This window comes from Arthrobacter sp. FX8, from assembly GCF_026723805.1.
In the GTDB taxonomy this organism is placed as follows: Bacteria; Actinomycetota; Actinomycetes; order Actinomycetales; family Micrococcaceae; genus Arthrobacter.
On sequence record NZ_CP113505.1, the window covers coordinates 3327167 to 3347090 of the forward strand.

18 protein-coding genes are annotated in these 19924 nt (G+C 66.8%); 9 read left to right on the forward strand and 9 right to left on the reverse strand.

Translation table 11 applies throughout. The features are described from left to right. Positions 1–143 precede the first annotated feature (143 nt). From OUO20_RS15585 to OUO20_RS15615, 7 genes are all read left to right on the forward strand, one after another. On the forward strand, positions 144–1607 hold the full coding sequence (locus tag OUO20_RS15585) for a fumarylacetoacetate hydrolase family protein (RefSeq protein ID WP_056391897.1): 1464 nt from the start codon (positions 144–146) through the stop codon (positions 1605–1607). Further along, entirely contained in the window at positions 1600–2265 is a 666-nt protein-coding gene (locus OUO20_RS15590; RefSeq protein ID WP_056391898.1) for a GntR family transcriptional regulator, read from the forward strand. Before OUO20_RS15585 ends, OUO20_RS15590 begins: the two co-directional genes overlap by 8 nt. A 64-nt stretch (positions 2266–2329) precedes the next feature. Further along, positions 2330–3841 carry a 5-carboxymethyl-2-hydroxymuconate semialdehyde dehydrogenase gene (hpaE, locus tag OUO20_RS15595; RefSeq protein WP_056391899.1) on the forward strand — a complete coding sequence of 504 codons (1512 nt, stop codon included), beginning with the start codon at positions 2330–2332 and terminating at the stop codon, positions 3839–3841. A 100-nt stretch (positions 3842–3941) separates the two neighbouring features. Beyond that, positions 3942–5027 (forward strand): 3,4-dihydroxyphenylacetate 2,3-dioxygenase, encoded by a 1086-nt coding sequence (gene hpaD, locus OUO20_RS15600; protein ID WP_018770014.1) that lies wholly within the window; start codon positions 3942–3944, stop codon positions 5025–5027. A gap of 2 nt (positions 5028–5029) precedes the next feature. Further along, positions 5030–5815, forward strand: a complete 786-nt coding sequence (gene hpaH, locus OUO20_RS15605) for a 2-oxo-hept-4-ene-1,7-dioate hydratase (protein WP_056391900.1) — start codon at positions 5030–5032, stop codon at positions 5813–5815. Further along, on the forward strand, positions 5800–6621 hold the full coding sequence (locus OUO20_RS15610) for an HpcH/HpaI aldolase family protein (RefSeq protein ID WP_186447761.1): 822 nt from the start codon (positions 5800–5802) through the stop codon (positions 6619–6621). Before hpaH ends, OUO20_RS15610 begins: the two co-directional genes overlap by 16 nt. Before the next feature lie 23 nt (positions 6622–6644). Beyond that, positions 6645–8147: an NAD-dependent succinate-semialdehyde dehydrogenase gene (locus tag OUO20_RS15615; RefSeq protein ID WP_268002109.1), complete on the forward strand. Its 1503-nt coding sequence runs from the start codon at positions 6645–6647 to the stop codon at positions 8145–8147. Positions 8148–8208: 61 nt separating this feature from the next. On the opposite strand, the gene OUO20_RS15620 is transcribed toward OUO20_RS15615, so the two are convergent. Beyond that, positions 8209–8445, reverse strand: coding sequence for a hypothetical protein (locus OUO20_RS15620; RefSeq protein WP_056391903.1), 237 nt, complete (start codon positions 8443–8445; stop codon positions 8209–8211). 344 nt (positions 8446–8789) lie between these two features. Here OUO20_RS15620 and OUO20_RS15625 point away from each other — a divergent pair, with 344 nt between their 5' ends. Beyond that, complete coding sequence (locus OUO20_RS15625; protein WP_018770009.1) at positions 8790–10199, forward strand: aldehyde dehydrogenase family protein; 1410 nt, start codon at positions 8790–8792, stop codon at positions 10197–10199. Positions 10200–10260: 61 nt separating this feature from the next. Here the strand turns inward: OUO20_RS15625 and OUO20_RS15630 are convergent, their stop codons facing one another. The 7 genes from OUO20_RS15630 to OUO20_RS15660 all read right to left on the reverse strand — a co-directional run bounded on the left by OUO20_RS15630 (position 10261) and on the right by OUO20_RS15660 (position 16476). Continuing rightward, the gene (locus OUO20_RS15630; protein WP_018770008.1) at positions 10261–10647 is read right to left on the reverse strand and encodes a hypothetical protein; all 387 of its coding nucleotides are present in this window, start codon (positions 10645–10647) and stop codon (positions 10261–10263) included. Between the two features lie 216 nt (positions 10648–10863). Beyond that, positions 10864–11289 carry a heat shock protein transcriptional repressor HspR gene (locus OUO20_RS15635; protein WP_018770007.1) on the reverse strand — a complete coding sequence of 142 codons (426 nt, stop codon included), beginning with the start codon at positions 11287–11289 and terminating at the stop codon, positions 10864–10866. Between the two features lie 15 nt (positions 11290–11304). After that, positions 11305–12276 carry a DnaJ C-terminal domain-containing protein gene (locus OUO20_RS15640; RefSeq protein WP_026265889.1) on the reverse strand — a complete coding sequence of 324 codons (972 nt, stop codon included), beginning with the start codon at positions 12274–12276 and terminating at the stop codon, positions 11305–11307. Positions 12277–12385: 109 nt separating this feature from the next. Next, a complete protein-coding gene (locus OUO20_RS15645; protein WP_018770005.1) occupies positions 12386–13084 on the reverse strand; it encodes a nucleotide exchange factor GrpE in 699 nt (232 codons plus the stop codon). Between the two features lie 3 nt (positions 13085–13087). Then, a complete protein-coding gene (gene dnaK / locus OUO20_RS15650) occupies positions 13088–14965 on the reverse strand; it encodes a molecular chaperone DnaK (RefSeq protein ID WP_018770004.1) in 1878 nt (625 codons plus the stop codon). Positions 14966–15198: 233 nt separating this feature from the next. Continuing rightward, entirely contained in the window at positions 15199–15633 is a 435-nt protein-coding gene (locus tag OUO20_RS15655; RefSeq protein WP_268002110.1) for a hypothetical protein, read from the reverse strand. Positions 15634–15723: 90 nt separating this feature from the next. Further along, positions 15724–16476, reverse strand: coding sequence for a TetR/AcrR family transcriptional regulator (locus OUO20_RS15660; protein WP_268002111.1), 753 nt, complete (start codon positions 16474–16476; stop codon positions 15724–15726). 125 nt (positions 16477–16601) lie between these two features. Between OUO20_RS15660 and OUO20_RS15665 the strand changes: the two genes are divergently transcribed. Then, positions 16602–17531 carry an NAD-dependent epimerase/dehydratase family protein gene (locus tag OUO20_RS15665; protein ID WP_268002112.1) on the forward strand — a complete coding sequence of 310 codons (930 nt, stop codon included), beginning with the start codon at positions 16602–16604 and terminating at the stop codon, positions 17529–17531. A 30-nt stretch (positions 17532–17561) separates the two neighbouring features. On the opposite strand, the gene OUO20_RS15670 is transcribed toward OUO20_RS15665, so the two are convergent. After that, positions 17562–19763: an MMPL family transporter gene (locus tag OUO20_RS15670; RefSeq protein ID WP_056392092.1), complete on the reverse strand. Its 2202-nt coding sequence runs from the start codon at positions 19761–19763 to the stop codon at positions 17562–17564. Positions 19764–19924 lie beyond the last annotated feature (161 nt).

Below are 19924 nucleotides of genomic sequence, written 5' to 3' on the forward strand. Positions count from 1 at the left end.
GTTGTCCACTGTACGCCGGTTGTGACGCGGGCGACAAGTGGCTCCGGAAGTGCCGCAAAAACAGCCGAAACAAGGGGGTTGACGGAAGCTGCAAATCTATGGATAGTGATCGTATACGATTTCGTACCTGATGAGGAGACGTTTTGGAGCAGGTCAACGGCGACACCCTGGCAGCAGCACGCAAGGTGGTCGCGGTGCACATCAACTACCCCAGCCGGGCCGCCCAGCGTGGCCGCACCCCGGCCCAACCGTCCTACTTCCTCAAGCCTTCCAGCTCGCTGGCGCTGAGCGGAAGCCCCGTGGAGCGCCCGGCCGGCTGCGAACTGCTCGGCTACGAAGGCGAGATTGCGCTCATCATCGGCAAGGCCGCCCGCCGCGTCACGGTCGAGGAGGCCTGGAGCCACGTTGCCGCCGTCACCGCCAGCAACGACCTCGGCGTGTACGACCTGCGCTACGCGGACAAGGGCTCCAACCTCCGGTCCAAGGGCGGGGACGGGTTCACCCCCGTAGGCCCGGCACTTCTTCCGGCAGACGCCGTCGACCCTTCCAAACTTCGCATCCGCACCTGGCACAACGGTGAACTGGTCCAGGACGACACCACCGCTGACCTGCTCTTCCCCTTCGCCCGGCTGGTGGCGGACCTGTCCCAGCTCCTCACCCTCGAGGAGGGCGACATCATCCTCACCGGCACCCCTGCCGGCGCCTCCGTGGCCGCACCGGGCGACGTCCTGGAGGTTGAGGCGGGCACGATTGATGGCACCCTCACCACCGGACGCCTGGTCACCACCGTTGAGCAAGGCACGACGGCGTTCGCGGACTTTGGTGCCCAGCCCAAGGTTGACGACCTGCAGCGGGAGGAGGCCTACGGATCCCGCGAAGCCGCAGGGCTCCCTGCTCCTGACAGCGCCCTCACCCCGGAACTGAAAGCCAAGCTCGAGTCGGTCGCCACCGCCACCCTGTCATCCCAGATGCGCAAGCGCGGCCTTAACAACGTCAGCATCGACGGCCTCCAGGCCACCCGCCCGGACCGGCGCGTGGTGGGACTGGCCCGGACCCTGCGCTACGTGCCCAACCGGGAAGACCTCTTCAAGACCCATGGCGGCGGCTTCAACGCCCAGAAACGGGCCATCGATTCCGTCAACGAAGGCGAAATCCTGGTCATGGAAGCCCGCGGCGAAAAGGGCACCGGCACCGTGGGCGACATCCTGGCCCTGCGCGCCCAGGTCCGCGGCGCGGCAGCGATCATCACCGACGGCGGCGTCCGCGACTATACCGCGGTGGCCGGCCTGGAAATGCCCACGTACTTCGCCAACCCGCACCCCGCCGTGCTGGGCCGCCGACACATCCCGTGGGACACGGACATCACCATCGCCTGCGGCGGAGCCACCGTCCAGCCCGGCGACATCATCGTGGCCGACTCCGACGGCATCCTGGTCATCCCGCCCGCCATCGCCGAAGAACTCGTTGAGGACTGCATCCAGCAGGAAAAGGAGGAAACCTTCATCTTCGAGATGGTCAAGCAGGGCAACAGCGTGGACGGCCTCTACCCGATGAACGCCGAATGGCAGGCCCGGTACAAGGAATGGGCAGGCAACCGCCATGACTGAAACCGCCGTGGCAGCCACTCCCGGCAGCAAGTCCCAACAGGCGTACCAGGCCGTCAAGGCACGGATCGTGGAAGGCACCTACACTCCCGGCTACCGGCTGGTCCTGGGTGCCATAGCGAAGGACCTGGGCTTCAGCGTGGTTCCGGTCCGGGAAGCGATCCGCAGGCTTGAAGCCGAGGGACTGGTGACGTTTGAACGGAACGTCGGCGCCACGGTGGCAGGCATCGACCCCACCGAATACCTCTACACCATGCAGACCCTCAGCATCGTGGAAGGTGCCGCCACGGCACTCTCCGCACCGCTGATCGACGGCCAGGCCATTGCCCGGGCCCGTGCCGTGAACCAGGAAATGCGCCAGTGCCTGGAGCACTTCGATCCGGTGCGCTTCACCCAGCTCAACCAGGACTTCCACAGCGTCCTGTTCGAACACTGCCCCAACCCGCACATCCTGGACCTGGTACACCGCGGCTGGAACCGGCTGGCCGCACTCAGGTCCTCCACCTTCCGCTTCGTCCCCGGCCGGGCCCGCGACTCGGTGGAGGAACATGAGGAACTCCTGAAGCTGATCGAGTCCGGTGCCGATGCCGACGACATCGAGAAGGCAGCCCGCCGGCACCGCACGGCGACCTTGGACGCTTACCTCGCCCAAACCAATTAGTACGAAAAGACCAGTTGTACGACGCGACCACTTGTACGAAGAGACCACAGTTAGGACTTCAACGATGACGACCTCAGTAGAAACCACCAAGCACTACGTTCCGGATGACCTGCCCAGCCACATCCAGCACTACATCAACGGCAAGTTCGTGGACTCAATCTCCGGCAAGACCTTCGATGTCCTGGACCCGGTGTCCAACCGCAACTACGCCACCGCCGCGGCCGGGCAGAAGGAAGACATCGAGCTCGCCGTCGCGGCCGCCCGTGAAGCATTCGTGAACGGCCCGTGGCCCCGGATGAAGCCCCGTGAACGCGCCCGTGTCCTGAACCGGATTGCCGACGCCGTCGAGGCCCAGGAAGCCCGGCTCGCCGAACTCGAAACGTTCGACACCGGCCTGCCGATCACCCAGGCCAAGGGCCAGGCCCTCCGCGCTGCGGAGAACTTCCGGTTCTTCGCCGACCTGATCGTGGCCCAGTTCGATGACGCCATGAAGGTCCCCGGCTCCCAGATCAACTACGTCAACCGCAAGCCCATCGGCGTCGCCGGCCTGATTACGCCGTGGAACACCCCCTTCATGCTGGAGTCGTGGAAGCTCGCCCCGGCGCTGGCCACCGGCAACACCGTGGTCCTCAAGCCCGCCGAATTCACCCCGCTGTCCGCCTCCCTGTGGGCCACCATCTTCAAGGATGCAGGGCTGCCGGACGGCGTCTTCAACCTGGTCAACGGCCTGGGCGAGGAGGCCGGCGACGCCCTGGTCAAGCACCCGGACGTCCCGCTGATCTCCTTCACCGGCGAGACCACCACCGGCCAGACGATCTTCCGCAACGCCGCGGCCAACCTCAAGGGCCTGTCCATGGAGCTCGGCGGCAAATCCCCCTGCGTCGTGTTCGCCGACGCCGACGTGGACGCCGCCATCGACTCCGCCCTGTTCGGGGTCTTCTCCCTCAACGGGGAGCGCTGCACCGCCGGCTCACGCATCCTGGTGGAGCGCGCCATCTACGACGAATTCTGCGAAAAGTACGCCGCCCGGGCAAAGAACATCGTGGTGGGTGACCCCCATGACCCCAAGACCGAAGTGGGGGCCCTGGTCCACCCCGAGCACTACGACAAGGTGGCCTCCTACGTGGAGATTGGAAAGTCCGAAGGCCGGCTCCTGGCCGGCGGCGGCCGCCCCGGCCACCTGCCCGAAGGCAACTACATCGCACCCACGGTGTTCGCCGACGTCGCGCCCGATGCCCGGATCTTCCAGGAGGAAATCTTCGGACCCGTCGTGGCCATCACCCCGTTCGAGAACGACGACGAGGCCCTCGCCCTGGCGAACAACACCAAGTACGGCCTGGCCGCCTACATCTGGACCCAGAACCTGACCCGGGCCCACAACTTCTCGCAGAACGTCGAGGCCGGCATGGTGTGGCTGAACAGCCACAACGTCCGCGACCTGCGCACCCCGTTCGGCGGCGTCAAGGCCTCCGGCCTGGGCCACGAGGGCGGCTACCGCTCCATCGACTTCTACACCGACCAGCAGGCCGTGCACATCACGCTCGGCACCGTCCACACCCCCAAATTCGGCGCCTGAACCCAACCAGCTCGCACTTGTTGTCGTTTTGAGGCCTCAAAACGACAACAACTGCCAGTCAGTTGGGGAAGAAGCCCCCTTTCAAAGAAGAGAGACCATCATGACCAACTTCGTTCCCACCCCCACCGTCCCGGCACCGGACATCGTCCGCTGCGCCTACATGGAGATCGTGGTCACCGACCTCGCCAGGTCCCGCGAGTTCTACGTCGACGTCCTGGGCCTGCACGTCACCGAGGAAGACGAGAACGCGATCTACCTGCGCTCCCTGGAGGAATTCATCCACCACAACCTGGTGCTCCGCAAGGGACCCATCGCCGCCGTCGCCGCCTTCGCCTACCGGGTGAAGTCCCCTGCGGAGGTGGATGCCGCCGAGGCCTACTACAAGGAGCTCGGCTGCCGGGTGGAGCGCCGCAAGGAAGGCTTCACCAAAGGCATCGGCGACTCCGTCCGAGTGGAGGACCCGCTGGGCTTCCCGTACGAGTTCTTCTACGACGTGGAGCACGTGGAGCGGCTCACCCAGCGCTACGACCTCTACTCCGCCGGTGAACTGGTCCGCCTGGACCACTTCAACCAGGTCACCCCGGACGTCCCGCGCGGCCGCAAGTACCTGGAGGACCTGGGCTTCCGCGTCTCCGAGGACATCAAGGATGCCGACGGCGTCACCTACGCCGCCTGGATGCACCGCAAGCAGACCGTCCATGACACCGCGCTGACCGGCGGCAACGGCCCCCGCATGCACCACGTCGCGTTCGCCACGCACGAGAAGCACAACATCATCCAGATCTGCGACAAGATGGGCGCCCTGCGCATCAGCGACCGGATCGAACGCGGCCCCGGCCGCCACGGCGTGTCCAACGCGTTCTACCTCTACATCCTGGACCCGGACGGCCACCGCATTGAGATCTACACCCAGGACTACTACACCGGCGACCCGGACAACCCCACCATCACCTGGGACGTCCACGACAACCAGCGCCGCGACTGGTGGGGCAACCCCGTGGTCCCCTCCTGGTACACCGAGGCCTCCCTGGTCCTGGACCTGGACGGCAACCCGCAGCCGGTCATCGTCCGCGAGGAAAAGTCCGAGATGGCGGTCACGGTGGGCGCCGACGGCTTCTCCTACACCCGCAAGGACGGCTCGCCCGAAGGCGACCGGACGGGCTTCAAGCTGGGAGTCCAGGTCTAGCCATGCTGGAGCCCACGACGATTGAGGCCATCGCGGACGAGCTGGTGGAAGCCGGCCGGACCCGCACCCCTGTCCCCCGCCTGACCGCCCGGTACCCGGAGATGACGGTGGAGGATTCCTACGCGGTGCAGCAGCTGTGGCGGCGCCGCAACGAGGACGCCGGCCGGACCCTGGTGGGGCGCAAGATCGGCCTCACGTCCAAGGCCATGCAGGCCGCCACCGGCATCACCGAACCGGACTACGGCGCCATCTTCGATGACATGGTGCTGGAGACCGGCTGCTCCGTTCGGTGGGACCAGTACACCCACCCGCGCGTGGAGGTGGAGCTGGCGTTCGTCCTCAGGGACGGACTCAAGGGCCCGGGCGTGACCATCTTCGATGTCCTGAAGGCCACCGACTACGTGGTTCCGGCCCTCGAAATCCTGGACTCCCGGATCGAGATGGAGGGCCGGACCATCGTGGACACCATCTCGGACAACGCCGCCATGGGCGCCATGGTGATCGGCGGCAACCCGGTCAAGCCGGACGCCGTTGACCTGCGCTGGGTCTCCGCCATCCTCTACAAGAACCAGACCGTGGAGGAAACCGGCGTGGCCGCGGGCGTGCTGGACCATCCCGCCAACGGCGTGCACTGGCTGGCCAACAAGATCGCCGCCCACGGCGACGCGCTCAAGGCAGGCGACATCATCCTGGCCGGCTCGTTCACCCGCCCACTGTGGGTGTACAAGGGCGACACCGTCCACGCCGACTACGGACCCCTGGGAGCTGTGACATGCCGTTTCGAATAGAAGACACCTTCCGCTCCGCCCTGGCTGCGCAAAAGCAAAAGGGAAAGGCAGGCCGCCCGCTCGCCGGGATGTGGGTGTGCTCCGGCAGCCCGCTGGTCGCCGAACTCTGCGCGGGGGCAGGGCTGGACTGGCTGCTGGTGGACGCGGAGCACAGCCCCAACGGCCTCGAGTCCATCCTCGCCCAGCTCCAGGCCATCCATGGCTACCCGGTCCACACCGTGGTCCGGCCGCCGGTGAATGACACGGTGGTGATCAAGCAGTACCTGGACCTGGGGGTTCAGAACCTGCTGATCCCCATGGTGAATTCGGTGGCGGAAGCGGAGGCGGCGGTTGCTGCCACCCGCTATCCGCCCTACGGCGCCCGCGGCGTGGGCTCGGCCCTGGCCCGCGCCGCACGCTGGAACCGGGTCCCGGACTACCTCGCCCGGGCCAGCGAGACCATCAGCGTCACCGTCCAGATTGAATCGACGGCGGCCGTCGAGGCTGTGGAGGACATCCTCAAAGTGGACGGTGTGGACGCCATCTTCGTGGGCCCCTCCGACCTCGCCGCTTCCATGGGCCTGCTGGGACAGCAGGAACACCCCGAGGTGCGCGCCGCCGTCGAACACTGCCTGTCCGTTGCCAAGGCGGCCGGGAAACCCGGGGGCGTCAACGCCTTCGCTCCCGCCACGGCCGAGCACTACCTCGCCAACGGCGCGGACTTCATCCTGGTGGGCGCCGACGTCGCACTCCTCGCCCGCGGTTCCGAGGCCCTCGCAGCAAAGTACATTCCCCACGCCGACGGCGACACCCCCGCCAGCTACTGACCTTCCCTTCCTAAGGACTTCCCATGACACTTTCTGCGATCTCCCCTGCCTTTTCGCCGGAGCATGAAGCCTCGCTCCTGGCTTCCGTCCCTACCGGCCTGCTCATCAACGGTCAGTGGCGCGAGGCGTCCGACGGCGGCACGTTTGATGTGCACGACCCCGCCACCGGGGAGGTGCTCGCCACCCTCGCCTCCGCCACCAGCGAAGACGCCATTGCCGCACTCGATGCAGCCGACGCCGTGCAGGCGTCCTGGGCGCGCACCGCACCCAGGACCCGGGCGGAGATCCTCCGGCGGGCCTTCGACCTGGTGACCGAGCGGGCCGAGGACTTCGCCCTGCTGATGACCCTGGAAATGGGCAAACCGCTGGCCGAGGCCCGCGGTGAGGTCACCTACGGGGCGGAGTTCCTGCGCTGGTTCGCGGAGGAAACCGTCCGCGATTACGGCCGCTACCTCACCACCCCGGAGGGCAGGAACAAGATCCTGGTCCAGCACAAACCCGTGGGCCCCTGCCTGCTCATCACCCCCTGGAACTTCCCGCTCGCGATGGCCACCCGCAAGGTCGCCCCCGCCATCGCCGCCGGCTGCACCATGGTCCTCAAACCCGCCAAGCTCACCCCGCTTACGGCGCAGTACTTCGCCCAGACCATGCTCGACGCCGGCCTTCCCGCCGGGGTCCTGAACGTCGTCGCATCCTCCTCCGCGTCCGGGATTTCCGGCCCGCTCCTGAAGGACTCCAGGCTGCGGAAGGTCTCCTTCACCGGCTCCACCCCCGTCGGCAAGCGCCTCATGGCCGACGCCGCGCAGAACGTGCTAAGGACCTCGATGGAGCTCGGCGGCAACGCTCCGTTCATCGTCTTCGAAGACGCCGACCTGGACAAGGCCGTCGAAGGGGCCATGGCAGCCAAGATGCGGAACATGGGCGAAGCCTGCACCGCCGCCAACCGCTTCCTCGTCCACGAATCCGTGGCGCAGGAGTTCACCCGGAAGTTCGCCGCCGCCATGGGCGCCCTGCACACCGGGCGCGGCACCGAGGCGGCCACCCAGGTGGGACCCCTCATCGACGCCGGTGCCCGCGACGACGTCCACGCCTTGGTCACCGCAGCTGTCCAGGCCGGGGCTGTGGCGCTCACCGGCGGGGCGCCTGTGGACGGACCGGGCTACTTCTACCAGCCCACCGTCCTGACCAACGTGCCCAACCACGCGGCGATCCTTGGCCAGGAAATCTTCGGCCCCGTAGCCCCGGTGACCACCTTCAGCACCGAGGAAGACGCCATCCGGCTCGCCAACAACACCGAATACGGTCTGGCGTCCTACCTCTACAGCCGCGACTTCAACCGCCTCCTGCGCGTCGCGGAACAGATCGAGTTCGGCATGGTCGGGTTCAACGCCGGCGTCATCTCCAACGCCGCCGCACCCTTCGGCGGCGTCAAGCAATCCGGCCTGGGCCGCGAAGGCGGCTCCGAAGGCATCGCCGAATACACCACCACCCAATACATCGGCATCAACAACCCCTACGACGGGTAACCGCGGGGAAGAAGCACCTGCCGCCCTGGTCGAAAGGGTGGCAGGTGCTTCTTGACGCGGGTCAGCCGACGCGGGTGTAGCTGATCTCGGTCGCCCCCGCCGGCGCCGCGGGAAGTGTCACGTACGTGCCCTGGGCCCTGTTGCCATGTCCGGGAAGGGCTCCGGGCACCGTGACGTAGCTGCCCTCAAGCTTCGGCGATACCTCCGATCCGGGTGGCAACGTAACGTAGCTGCCCCCTCGGGAGATGTCGGTAGGTGCTGTTGCGGGCGCTTCAGTGAGCTCGGACTCTACGGTCATGGTGTTCTCCTGCTTGTCGGGGGCGTCGACGACGCAAAACCCAGCACCTGTGGCCCGTGGCGCAATAAGGTCCGCGGTACCGCTGCTGGGCGTTTGACGGGGTCGTTTGCCTGGATCCGGGGAGGAGTTACCCGGCGGTTCTCGAGGGCTTCGCCGGCCTGATCCCCACCCTAAGGCTTAATCTGACAATTTCACAATAAGGCGGGCTGATTTTTACGCCGTTCCCTCTCCGCCAACAGTCCTGCGCACAAACACAAGAGCGGGGGCGGGCACTCACCCAAACTGGGGAGTAACCCGCTACGCCGACCGGCTGGCGTCCTCGCCTACTCGATGTGGAGTATCCCTTGGAAACGTACGATGCACTTCTTGCCTCCATTGCCCCCGCTGCCGGCACTGGCCGGACCATCCTCAATCCGGCCACGGGCGAACCGGTAGGCGAAGCCCCCGTCCACAGCCTCGATTACCTGGAAAGCGCCGTGGCCGCAGCCGTGGCCGCGCAGCCAGCCTGGGCTGCCCTGGGCCACGACGCAAGGTCCGCCGCGCTGCTCAAGGCAGCCGACGCCGTCGAACGCTCCGCCGAGGAACTCGCCCAGCTGCTCTCCCGCGAGCAGGGCAAACCGCTGAACGGCCCCAACGCCCGCTTCGAAGTGGGCGCCTGCGTCGCCTGGCTCCGCGCCACGGCCGGCCTGCCGCTGGAACCGGAAACCATCGTGGACGACGGTGAGACCCGCGCCGAGCTGCATTACCGGCCCATCGGCGTGGTCGGGGCGATCGGCCCGTGGAACTGGCCCATGATGATCGCCGTCTGGCAGCTGGCGCCGGCCCTGCGCATGGGCAACACCGTCGTCGTCAAGCCCTCCGGCAACACCCCGCTCTCCGTGCTGGCGCTGGTCAAGGTCCTCAACGAAGAACTCCCCGAAGGCATCCTGTCCGTGGTGTCCTGCGGCCGCGAGGTGGGCGCCCGCCTCACCGACCACCCGGCGATCGGCAAGATCATGTTCACCGGCTCCACCGCCGGCGGCCGCGCCATCATCAAGTCCTCCGCCGACACCGTCAAGCGGCTCACCCTGGAACTTGGGGGCAACGACGCCGGTATTGTCCTGCCCGACGCCGACCCCAAGGCCATTGCCACGGACATCTTCTGGGGCGCCTTCCTCAACACCGGCCAGACCTGCGCCGCGCTCAAGCGCCTCTACGTCCACGACGACATCTACGACGCCGTTTGTGACGAGCTCGTGGCGGTCGCCAAGCAGATGCCCATGGGCAACGGCCTGGACGAGAACAACGTGCTGGGACCGCTGCAGAACAAGGCGCAGTACGACGTCGTGGCCACCCTCGTGGAGGCGGCCAAGGCTTCCGGGGCACGCGTCCTGCTGGGCGGGAACCCGGATACCAGCCAGCCCGGCTACTTCTACCCCACCACACTGGTGGCGGACATCGACAACGACAACCCGCTGGTGGCCGAGGAACAGTTCGGCCCCGCCCTGCCGATCATCCGCTACAGCAGCATCGACGAGGCGGTGGAAAAGGCTAACGGGCTCGACGTCGGCCTGGGCGCCTCCGTCTGGTCCCCCAACCTGGAAGCAGCCCGGGAGGTCGCGGCCCGCATCCAGGCCGGAACCGTGTGGATCAACCGCCATGGCGCCGTGGACCCGCGCATCCCGTTCGGCGGCGCCAAGCAGTCCGGCTACGGCGTGGAATTCGGCGTGGAGGGCCTCAAGGCCCTGGGCGTACCGCAGGTGATCAACGGCTGATGTTGACGCGGGAGCCCGGCACGCAAGGTTGCCGGCGCCGGGCTCCCGGGGCTTCGCGGCGCTACCCCATGGCCGGGGCCGTGGACGTCCGGCCGGCGAACTGCCGGCGGGCCCACCGGGCAAGTTTCTTGCCCTTGCCCTTCCACCAGTTGTCCTCGTCCTGGTTGTGGTGGAACCGGAAAACAATGGCCACCAGGACAAACATGCCCATCACCACGTCCACCCAGGAGGACACCACCAGGGCGATGAAGACGGTCATGGCATTGGCCACGATCGACGGGATCGCCAGGGTACGGAAGACGGTGCTGGCCACGTAACGCCGGTGGGACCGCGGGACGGACAATTCACGGACCATGTCAAAGCAGACGCAGACCACAACAATGGTCTGCCCGATGGCCAGCAGGATCTGCCCCGGCAAGGAGCTGCTGAACGCGGCCACGGATTCCATCCCCGGGCTCATGGCCGGACCCGGGTTGAAGCAGCTTCGCTGAGAACCTTAAACACGAAAACCCCCAGAAATTGCGGAACCATCGCCGCTGATCCGGCGATGGTTCCATTCAAATTCCAGGGGGCTTTTCCGTCACGAGTAGCGGGTACTCATATTTGTCCGGGGCACCGGGAAACGCTACCTGCTCTCCGGCATCCCGTTATTGTCCGATCGCACTTATTGTCCGATCGCCCGGGGCCGCCACAACATGACCGCCTGTGACCGGGGCCGGGGGCGCTGGCCACGGGCCAGGCTCACCACATCGCCCGCGGCGCCGGCGGCGAAGATGCGCGAATCCACGGAACGCGGCCGCCGCCCGAGTTCCTCGGTGAGTTCAGCGATCCTGCTCTGGAGGGCTGCCACCTGGTTTTCGAGTTCCAGGATGCGCTTGATCCCCTCCAGCGACACACCTTCGTGCGACAGCCGCTGCACTTCCCGCAGCATGTTCACGTCACGCTGCGAATAGCGCCGGGACTTTCCGGGGGCACGGCTGGGCTTGACGATGCCAAGCCTGTCGTACTGCCGCAGGGTCTGGGGGTGCATGTCCGCCAGCTCTGCCGCCACCGAAATCACAAAGATCGGCTGGTCAGCATTGATGTCCACGCCTCACCTCCGCGCCTAGAGCCGGGCCTTGGCTGCCAGGCCCTCGCGAACGTCCGCCGACGACGTGGCCTCGGCGAACGCCTTGACCGCAGCTTCGGCGTCCTTGTTGAGATTCTTGGGAACCGCGACGTCGATCGTCACCAGCAGGTCGCCGGTGGCCTTGGGCGTCTTGACGCCTTTGCCCTTGACCCGCAGGGTACGGCCGGACGGCGTGCCTGCCGGGACGCGGACCTTGACCTTGTCGCCGTCGATGGTGGGAACTTCAATGTCCGCGCCCAAAGCAGCCTCCGGGAAGGTGACGGGGACGTGGATCCGGAGGTTGTCGCCGTCGCGCGTGTAAAACGCATGTGGCTGGACCGACACGGAGACCACCAGGTCACCATTGCCGGCGGGACCGGGCTGGCCCTTGCCACGCACGCGGACCTTCTGGCCGTCTTTGATACCCGCGGGAACCCGGACATCGATGACCTCGCCGCTGGGTTCACGCAGGCCGATCGTGGTGCCGCGGATGGAGCCGGCAAAGGAGATGCTGGTCGACGCGGTCCGGTCGGCGCCCTTCTGCGGGGCGCGCTGGAATCCGGGGGCGCCGCCGAAGCCGCCGAAGAGGTCGGCGAACTCGGGCGGGATGCCGCCGGCGGAGGGATTGAAACCACCGGCGTGCCGTCCGGTATTGCCGGTGAACAGGCCGCCGAACATGTCCTCAAACCCGCCGTTGGGGGCGCCGGCGCCGCCGGGAGCAAAGCGGGCCCCGCTGCCCATGGCCCGGATGGCGTCATACTGCTGGCGCTCATCCGGATCCGAAAGCACCGAATAAGCCTCGGAGATGTCCTTGAACTTCCTCTCGGAAGCGGCGTTCCCCGCATTCGTATCAGGGTGGTGCTGCCGCGCAAGCTTCCGGTAGGCCTTCTTGATGTCGGCGTCGGAAGCGTCCTTGGCAACACCAAGGATCTTGTAAAAGTCCTTGTCCACCCAATCCTGGCTAGCCAATGGCGTTTCCTTTCAAAGTACAAAAGCGTTAGGGCGAGATTACCGCTGAACGCCGGAGCGGATGAGGGGGCCCGGGCGGGACCCCCTCATCCGCGGAGGCGAGGGGCAACTAAGCCGGGACGGCCACGATCACCTGGGCTGCGCGGAGGACACGGTCGCCTGACTTGTAGCCGGAGCGGAGGACCTGGCTGACGGTGTCAACCTCGATGTCCTCGCCGGGCTGCTGGATCAGGGCTTCGTGGATCGTGGGATCGAACTCCACGCCGGTTTCGTCGATGCGGACCAGGCCGTAGGTCTTCAGCGCGTTCTCCAGTTTGGTGGCGATCGCGGCGAATGGGCCGTCGGTGAGGTCACCGTGCTGCCGTGCGGCGTCGACGTCGTCCAGGACCGGGAGCAGGGAATTCAGGACGCCGATGACGGCCATTTCCCCTGCCACGGCACGGTCGCGTTCAACGCGCTTGCGGTAGTTGACGTACTCAGCCTGAAGACGGAGCAGGTCGTTGCGCAGTTCGGCTGCCTCGGCGCCGGCGGACCCTGCGGGCGCACCCTGGGCCACGGATTCCTCGGCCGGCACGTCCACGCCGTTGAGAATCTCCTCGGCCTGGGCCAGCGCGTCGCCGTCGGAATCTGCTGCCCCGGCCCGGGAACCGGCCCCCGGAGCGGACTGGCCGCCCTCGGGGTGCCGGGCCTGCCCGGTCACCGGGTCAACCTTGCGGTTGTCCCGGATGACGGGCTCCTGGCCGTTGCCCTGCGTGTTCTGCTGGCTTGCGGATGTGTTGTGCTCTTCCTCGTTACCGTGGTGCGGCATGGGTTACTTCTTCGCTTCGTCTTCGTCGATGATTTCGGCGTCGACGATGTCCTCGTCCTTGGAACCTGCCGAAGCTCCGGCGGCACCTTCAGCACCTGCAGCACCTGCAGCGCCTGCGCCGTCCGGCGAACCGGCCTGGGCGTAGATGGCCTCGCCCAGCTTGGTCTGGGAAGCCTGCAGCTTCTCGAACGCGGACTTCACAGCGGCGTCGTCGGTGCCCTCAAGGGCCTTCTTGAGGCTGTCGACGTCGGCCTGGACCTCGGTCTTGACCTCTTCGGGCAGCTTGTCCGCGTTGTCGGCGATCAGCTTGTCCACGGAGTAGGCAAGCTGCTCGGCCGTGTTGCGGGTGTCGGTTGCCTCGCGGCGCGCCTTGTCCTCGGCTGCGTGCTCCTCGGCGTCGCGGACCATCCGGTCGATGTCTTCCTTGGAGAGGCTGGAGCCACCGGTGATGGTCATGGACTGCTCCTTGCCGGTGCCCTTGTCCTTGGCGGAGACGTGCACGATGCCGTTCGCGTCGATGTCGAAGGTGACCTCGATCTGCGGAATACCGCGCGGTGCCGGGGCGATGCCGGTGAGTTCGAACGTGCCCAGCGGCTTGTTGTCGCGGGTGAACTCGCGCTCGCCCTGGAAGACCTGGATGGCCACGGACGGCTGGTTGTCATCCGCCGTGGTGAAGGTCTCGGACCGCTTGGTGGGGATGGCGGTGTTGCGCTCGATCAGGTGCGTCATCACGCCACCCTTGGTTTCGATGCCGAGGGACAGCGGGGTGACGTCGATCAGGAGGACGTCCTTGCGCTCACCCTTCAGCACGCCGGCCTGCAGGGCTGCGCCGACTGCGACGACCTCGTCCGGGTTCACGCCCTTGTTGGGCTCCTTGCCGCCGGCCAGTTCCTTCACGAGGTCGTAGACGGCGGGCATACGGGTTGAACCGCCCACCAGCACGATGTGGTTGATGTCGGAGAGCTTGATGCCGGCTTCCTTGATGACGTCGTGGAACGGCTTCTTGGTGCGCTCCAGCAGGTCCTTGGTGAGGTCCTGGAACTTGGCGCGGGTCAGCTGCTCGTCCAGGTGGACCGGGCCGTCGGGGGTGACGGAGAGGTACTGGAGCGAGACGTTGGTGCTGGTGGAGGAGGAGAGTTCCTTCTTGGCCTGCTCAGCTGCTTCGCGGAGGCGCTGAAGGGCGATCTTGTCCTTGGAGAGGTCGATGCCCTTCACCTTGAGCTGGTTCAGCAGGTAGTCAACGACGCGCTGGTCCCAGTCGTCGCCGCCCAGGCGGTTGTCACCGGCGGTGGCGCGGACCTGGATGGTGGAGAAGTTGTCTTCGTCCTTGCCGACTTCCAGCAGGGAGACGTCGAAGGTGCCGCCACCGAGGTCGAAGACCAGGATGAGTTCGTCTTCCTTGCCCTTGTCCAGGCCGTAGGCCAGTGCCGCGGCGGTGGGCTCGTTGACGATGCGCAGGACGTTCAGGCCTGCGATTTCGCCGGCTTCCTTGGTGGCCTGGCGCTCGGCGTCGTTGAAGTAGGCCGGGACGGTGATGACGGCGTCGGTGACCTTTTCACCCAGGTAGGACTCGGCGTCGTTCTTCAGCTTCATGAGGATACGCGCGGAAATTTCCTGCGGGGTGTACTTCTTGGCGTCGATGTCCACCTTCCAGTCGGTGCCCATGTGGCGCTTGACTGAAGCGATGGTGCGCTCGATGTTGTTGACGGCCTGGCGCTTGGCGATTTCGCCAACCAGGACCTCGCCGGACTTGGAGAATGCAACGACCGACGGCGTGGTGCGGCCACCCTCGGCGTTGGCAATAACGGTGGGCTCGCCACCTTCGAGAACGGAGACGACGGAGTTGGTGGTTCCGAGGTCGATACCTACTGCACGTGACATGTGTTGCTTCCTTCTTTCCTTGGAAACTGGTTGGCGCCCTAAGCATTGAGCGTTCTGCACTCAACTTTACTCAGGGCGCCACCGATGTCAATCCAAAGTTGAGTGGACTCCGCTCAACTTTGGGTGCCGCACCGGATTACAGCCGCGGTATTCCTTGGATTTCCGGGCTTTTGCGCGCAGAATTACGACGCCGGAAGGCGGGTTCGCTTTAGGAGAACGCGGCGCCGGGCTACTCAGCGCTCCGTGTCCCGGTCGCCGTGCAGCGGGCCGCGCTCTTCCGCCGTCGCCTGGACCTGGCGGTCGGTAAGCCCTTCACGCACGGCCTCCTCTGTTCGGGCGCCACCGGCCGCGCCGGCCTCCCCGTAGTCGCCTTCCTCGTATTCGCCGTCGGCAAGGTCCCGCCCGGGCCCGTTGACGGTACCGGCGGCTCCATGGTCCGCGTCCACGTATTGCCCGCCTTCGCCCGCACCTCCGGCAGGGGCCCCAACTGTTCCGGCATCGCCGTAGTTGCCTTCCGGATACTGGTCGTCCCGTTCGCCTGCCGGCCTTTCCACCGCTCCGGCATCGCCATAGTCACCATCCACGTACTGCCCGCCTTCACCCTCCAGTCCGGGTGCGCTGCTTCCCTTGCGGGGCTCCTCGGCTGCAACTTCAGGGTTCTCGGTCATGGTGCATCTCTCCTTCGAGGCTCCGCGTCCATGCGGGCGCACTGGCAGTCTATCGACGGCCCGCGCGCACCAACAGGGCTTCGCCGGCACCTATCGGGAGGCCCCTGCCGGCAGGCCGGCGATGCCTGCCAGGACGGCGAGGTGATGGTCGAAGAGGTCAGCGGGCGCATGGAAGGTATCCGGCCCGTACTGGTTGAACACCTCGAAGCTGACCGCACCAAAGAGGGAGCTCCACACCAGGACACCCCTCGCCACCAGTTCCTCCGGAAGGTCCAGGCCAAACTCGGAACGGATGGCGGCAAGGTCCCTGCCCAGGGTTGGCGGCACTTGTGGTGCGCCTTCGGCCGGAACTGCCAGCTGCCCTGCCCGGGAAGCTGCATCCAGGATGCCGATGAGGCTGACGATGACCCTGGTGCCCGGGCCCGTCGTGCGCTCCGCCGGGGCGCTGTAGCCGGGCACGGGGCTGCCAAAAAGGAGCGCGTAGCCGGCAGGCTCGCGCAGGGCCCATTCCCGGACCGCGCGGCCCAGCGCCCGGAAGCGGGCAGTGTGGTCATCCTCCGGCGCTTGGGCGACGGCGGCGTCCACCGCGTCCCCAAGCTCGCCGAAGGCGTCTATCAGCAACAAGGTCAGGAGCTCGTCCCGGCTCTCCACATAGCGGTAGACCGCGGAGGACACCACCCCGAGGTCCCTCGCCACCGCCCGCAGGGAGAGAGCGGCCGCACCGTGCGTTGCCAGGTGCTGCCGCCCCAGGCGGACGATATCCGCCACGGTTTGCGCCCTTGCCCGTTGCCGCGGGGTGAGGGGGCGGACAACAGTGCCGGCTGTTTTTTCGACGTCAGTCACGGATCCAGCATGCCATAAACGAGAGCGCCGGAATCAAAAGAGAGCACCGCTCTTGACTTAGCCGGTTTATGGGGTCATGCTGTTTCCGAGAGCGGTGCTCTCGGAAAAGGAACAAGGAGGCCACAATGGCAGATGTGTACGTAGTAACCGGAGCGGGACCGGTGGGGTGGACGGTGGCCGAACAGTTGGCAGACCTGGGACGGCAGGTGCGCGTCCTCACGCGGTCGGGCAGCGGACCACAGCACCCGCTGATCGAGCTCATCGCCGGTGATGCGAAGGATCCCGAGGTTCTGCGATCAGCCCTGGCCGGCGCCCGGGCAGTCTTCCACTGCATTCACGGCTCGGCGTACACCGCCGCGGCATGGCGGGCGGAGCTTCCCGCCGCCGAGCAGGCGGTCCTCACTGCGGCGCACCAAGCGGGTGCCGTCGTCGTATTCCCGGAAAGCCTCTACTCCTACAGCGAGCCGGACAGCGTGATGACGGAGGTCAGCCCGCGCCACGCTGCGGGCGGCAAACGCGGGGTGCGGACGGAGCTGCTCCGGGCCCGCGAGGCCGCCACAACGCCAACGGTGAGCGTGGTGGCAGGCGACTTTTTTGGTCCCCGCGTCCGGATGGCGCACGGCGGGGAGCGCATGGTGGTGCCCATCCTGGCGGGGAAGAACGTCAGCGTGGTGGGCAGCTCACGGCAGCCGCACTCGTTCACGTACGTCCCGGACCTGGCCACGGCGATGATCGCGGCGGCGGACAGGCCCTCCGCCTGGAATGCCGTATGGCACGCCCCCACGGGTCCGGCCCTTACCCAGATGGAGCTGGCCCACGCCTTCGCCGCCGCGGCAGGACGGCCGGCGCCCAAGGTGCGCGCCCTGCCCGGCTGGACCCTCCGCACCGCCGGGATGCTCTCAACCGACGCCCGCGAGCTGGCCGAGATGCTGTACCAGTTTGAGCGGCCGTTCATCATGGACTCGGCCGCGTCCCAGGCTGCCCTGGAAGTCGGTCCGACTCCGCTGGAAACGGCTGCTGCCGCCACCGTGGACTGGTGGCGGCAGCAGGGTTAGTGCTCCGATTTTTAGCGCTTTGGCGCAGGGTCAGCGGCTGGGCACTTCTTCCAGCGGCTCGACGCCGGGCTCCCGCGGCCGGGCTGCATTCCCGCCGTCCGCGCGCCCCAGCTTGCTGGGCCACCAGATCTTCGGTCCGATGTCGTAGGCCAGGGCCGGCACCAGCAGCGAGCGCACCAGGACGGTGTCCAGCAGCACACCGAACGCCACTATGAACGCCAGCTGCACCAGGAACATGATGGGAATGACGCCAAGCGCTGCAAATGTGGCCGCGAGCACCACGCCCGCGGAGGTGATGACCCCTCCAGTCACCACCAGGCCACGGAGTATGCCGGGCCGGGTGCCGTGCTTGAGCGACTCTTCACGGACCCGGCTCATCAGGAAGATGTTGTAGTCCACGCCCAGGGCCACCAGGAACACGAAGCCAAACAGCGGAACCGTCGCATCCGCGCCCGGGAAGCCAAGGATGTTGTTGAAGACAAAGGCAGACACACCGAGCGCCGCCGCGTAGGAAAGCACCACGGAGAGCACCAGCAGGACCGGGGCCACGATCGAGCGCAGCAGCAGCATCAGGATGAAGAGGATCACCACCAGGACCACCGGAATGATGACCACCAGGTCGTGCTGGGCGGTGGTGTTGGTGTCCAGCGCCGTAGCGGTGACGCCGCCCACCAGGGCGCCGGGATCGACGGCCTTCACCCCGGCCCGCAGCGCCTTGACGGTTTCCTCCGCTTCCAGCGAGTCCGCCGCGTCGTTGAGGGTGGCGTTGATGATCACCTTTCCTTCGCGGACGTCCGGGGCGCTGGGAGCCCCGGGGGCTCCGGTGATGGGGACGCTGCCCGGGCCCAGCAGGTAGGCCTCGCCCACGCCGTCGTCCGCTTTCACGCGGTCCAGCACCTCGGCGGCCTTGGCCTGGTCAGCAATCACGACGGCGGGGCTGCCGCTGCCGGCGTCGAAATGGCGGGCCAGTGCGTCCTGGCCGTCGACGGCGTTGGAGGCGGTGAGGATGACGTCGGTCTGCGGTACGCCGTTGGCCTTCAGCTGGAACAGGCCGCCTGCCGCAACCAGCAGCAGGAGGACCGAAGCCACCCAGACGGTCCTGGGCCGCCGCGCTACCAGCGAACCGGTGGCACGCCACAGCCCCTTCTGGCCTTCCAGGCCCGTAACCAGCTCGGGTTCACGCTGGTCTGCGGGGAGGAGCTTGGGACGGAACGGCCAGAAGGCTGCCCGGCCCAGCAGGGCCATCAGCGCGGGCAGCAGGGTCAGTGCTGCGAACAGGGCACACAGGATGCCTGCGGCCGCCACCGGTCCCAGCGCCTTGTTGGAGTTCAGGTCGGAGAAGAGCAGGCACAGCAGCGCGATGATCACAGTGGCGCCGGACGCCAGGATGGGCTCGAAGGACGCCTTCCAGGCGTTCAGGACAGCCGCGGTGCGGTTGGTGGTGTGGGTGAGCGCTTCCCGGAAGCGTGCCACGAACAGCAGGGCGTAGTCCGTGGCCGCGCCGATTACCAGGATGGAGAGGATGCCCTGGCTTTGGCCGTTGAGCTGGATCCAGCCGGCTTTGGCCATGCCGAACACCAGCAGGATTGCTGCGCACAGGGCAAACACGGAGGTCAGCAGCACCATGATGGGCAGCAGCAGGGACCGGTAAACGATGAGGAGGATGACGAACACCGCGGACAAGGCCACCAGCAGGAGGATGCCGTCAATGCCGCCGAAGGCTGCGGTGAGGTCGGCGGCAAGGCCGGCGGGGCCGGTCACGAAGGTCTGGGCACCTGCCGGGGCCGCTTCTGTGACAGTCCCGCGGAGTTCCTTGACCGCATCCTTGAGCTCAACCGAGGACCCCACCGGGACCACGAACTGCACCGCCTTGGCGTCCTTGGAGGGAATCGGGCCGATCACCGTGCTGCCCAGCTTGAGGTCTTCAAGGCTGGTCTTGAGCGTGGCCAGCTCCCCCAACTGGGCGGGAGTGAAAGCCTCGCTTTTCTCGATGACGATGATCCCCGGGACCTCATCCGAGTCCCGGAACTTTGCCTGCCAGTCCTGCGCCTCGGTGGCCTCGGCGCTGGCGGGCAGGAATGACGCCTGGTCGTTGGAGGAGACCTCCTCCAACCGGCCGAAGGTGGGGCCGCCGACCCCGGCGAGACCCAGCCAGGTCAGCACCAGGACGACAGGGACCAGCCAGCGCAGCCAGAAAGGGACTCGCTCCTTGGCAACTTTATTGCGGTTCATGGCGCCTTCCATCGATAAGCGGGCGGAGTAGTATTTGTTCCAGCATAGATTATCTCCACCATAGAGATAAGTGGCTGCCAAGCTTTTTTCGGCAGGTAGGGGACGAATGCCGGGCCTGCAGTAATATCCGTCAGTACGGCCGGACGGAAGTGTGGGCGTGG

Bases quoted from the DNA above. Each gene is read 5' to 3' on its own strand.
- OUO20_RS15590 (WP_056391898.1), top strand. From the start codon at position 1,600: ATGACTGAAACCGCCGTGGCAGCCACTCCCGGCAGCAAGTCCCAACAG.
- hpaE (WP_056391899.1), top strand. From the start codon at position 2,330: ATGACGACCTCAGTAGAAACCACCAAGCACTACGTTCCGGATGACCTG.
- hpaD (WP_018770014.1), top strand. From the start codon at position 3,942: ATGACCAACTTCGTTCCCACCCCCACCGTCCCGGCACCGGACATCGTC.
- hpaH (WP_056391900.1), top strand. From the start codon at position 5,030: ATGCTGGAGCCCACGACGATTGAGGCCATCGCGGACGAGCTGGTGGAA.
- OUO20_RS15610 (WP_186447761.1), top strand. From the start codon at position 5,800: ATGCCGTTTCGAATAGAAGACACCTTCCGCTCCGCCCTGGCTGCGCAA.
- OUO20_RS15615 (WP_268002109.1), top strand. From the start codon at position 6,645: ATGACACTTTCTGCGATCTCCCCTGCCTTTTCGCCGGAGCATGAAGCC.
- OUO20_RS15620 (WP_056391903.1), bottom strand. From the start codon at position 8,445: ATGACCGTAGAGTCCGAGCTCACTGAAGCGCCCGCAACAGCACCTACC.
- OUO20_RS15630 (WP_018770008.1), bottom strand. From the start codon at position 10,647: ATGGAATCCGTGGCCGCGTTCAGCAGCTCCTTGCCGGGGCAGATCCTG.
- OUO20_RS15645 (WP_018770005.1), bottom strand. From the start codon at position 13,084: ATGCCGCACCACGGTAACGAGGAAGAGCACAACACATCCGCAAGCCAG.
- dnaK (WP_018770004.1), bottom strand. From the start codon at position 14,965: ATGTCACGTGCAGTAGGTATCGACCTCGGAACCACCAACTCCGTCGTC.
- OUO20_RS15655 (WP_268002110.1), bottom strand. From the start codon at position 15,633: ATGACCGAGAACCCTGAAGTTGCAGCCGAGGAGCCCCGCAAGGGAAGC.
- OUO20_RS15665 (WP_268002112.1), top strand. From the start codon at position 16,602: ATGGCAGATGTGTACGTAGTAACCGGAGCGGGACCGGTGGGGTGGACG.
- OUO20_RS15670 (WP_056392092.1), bottom strand. From the start codon at position 19,763: ATGAACCGCAATAAAGTTGCCAAGGAGCGAGTCCCTTTCTGGCTGCGC.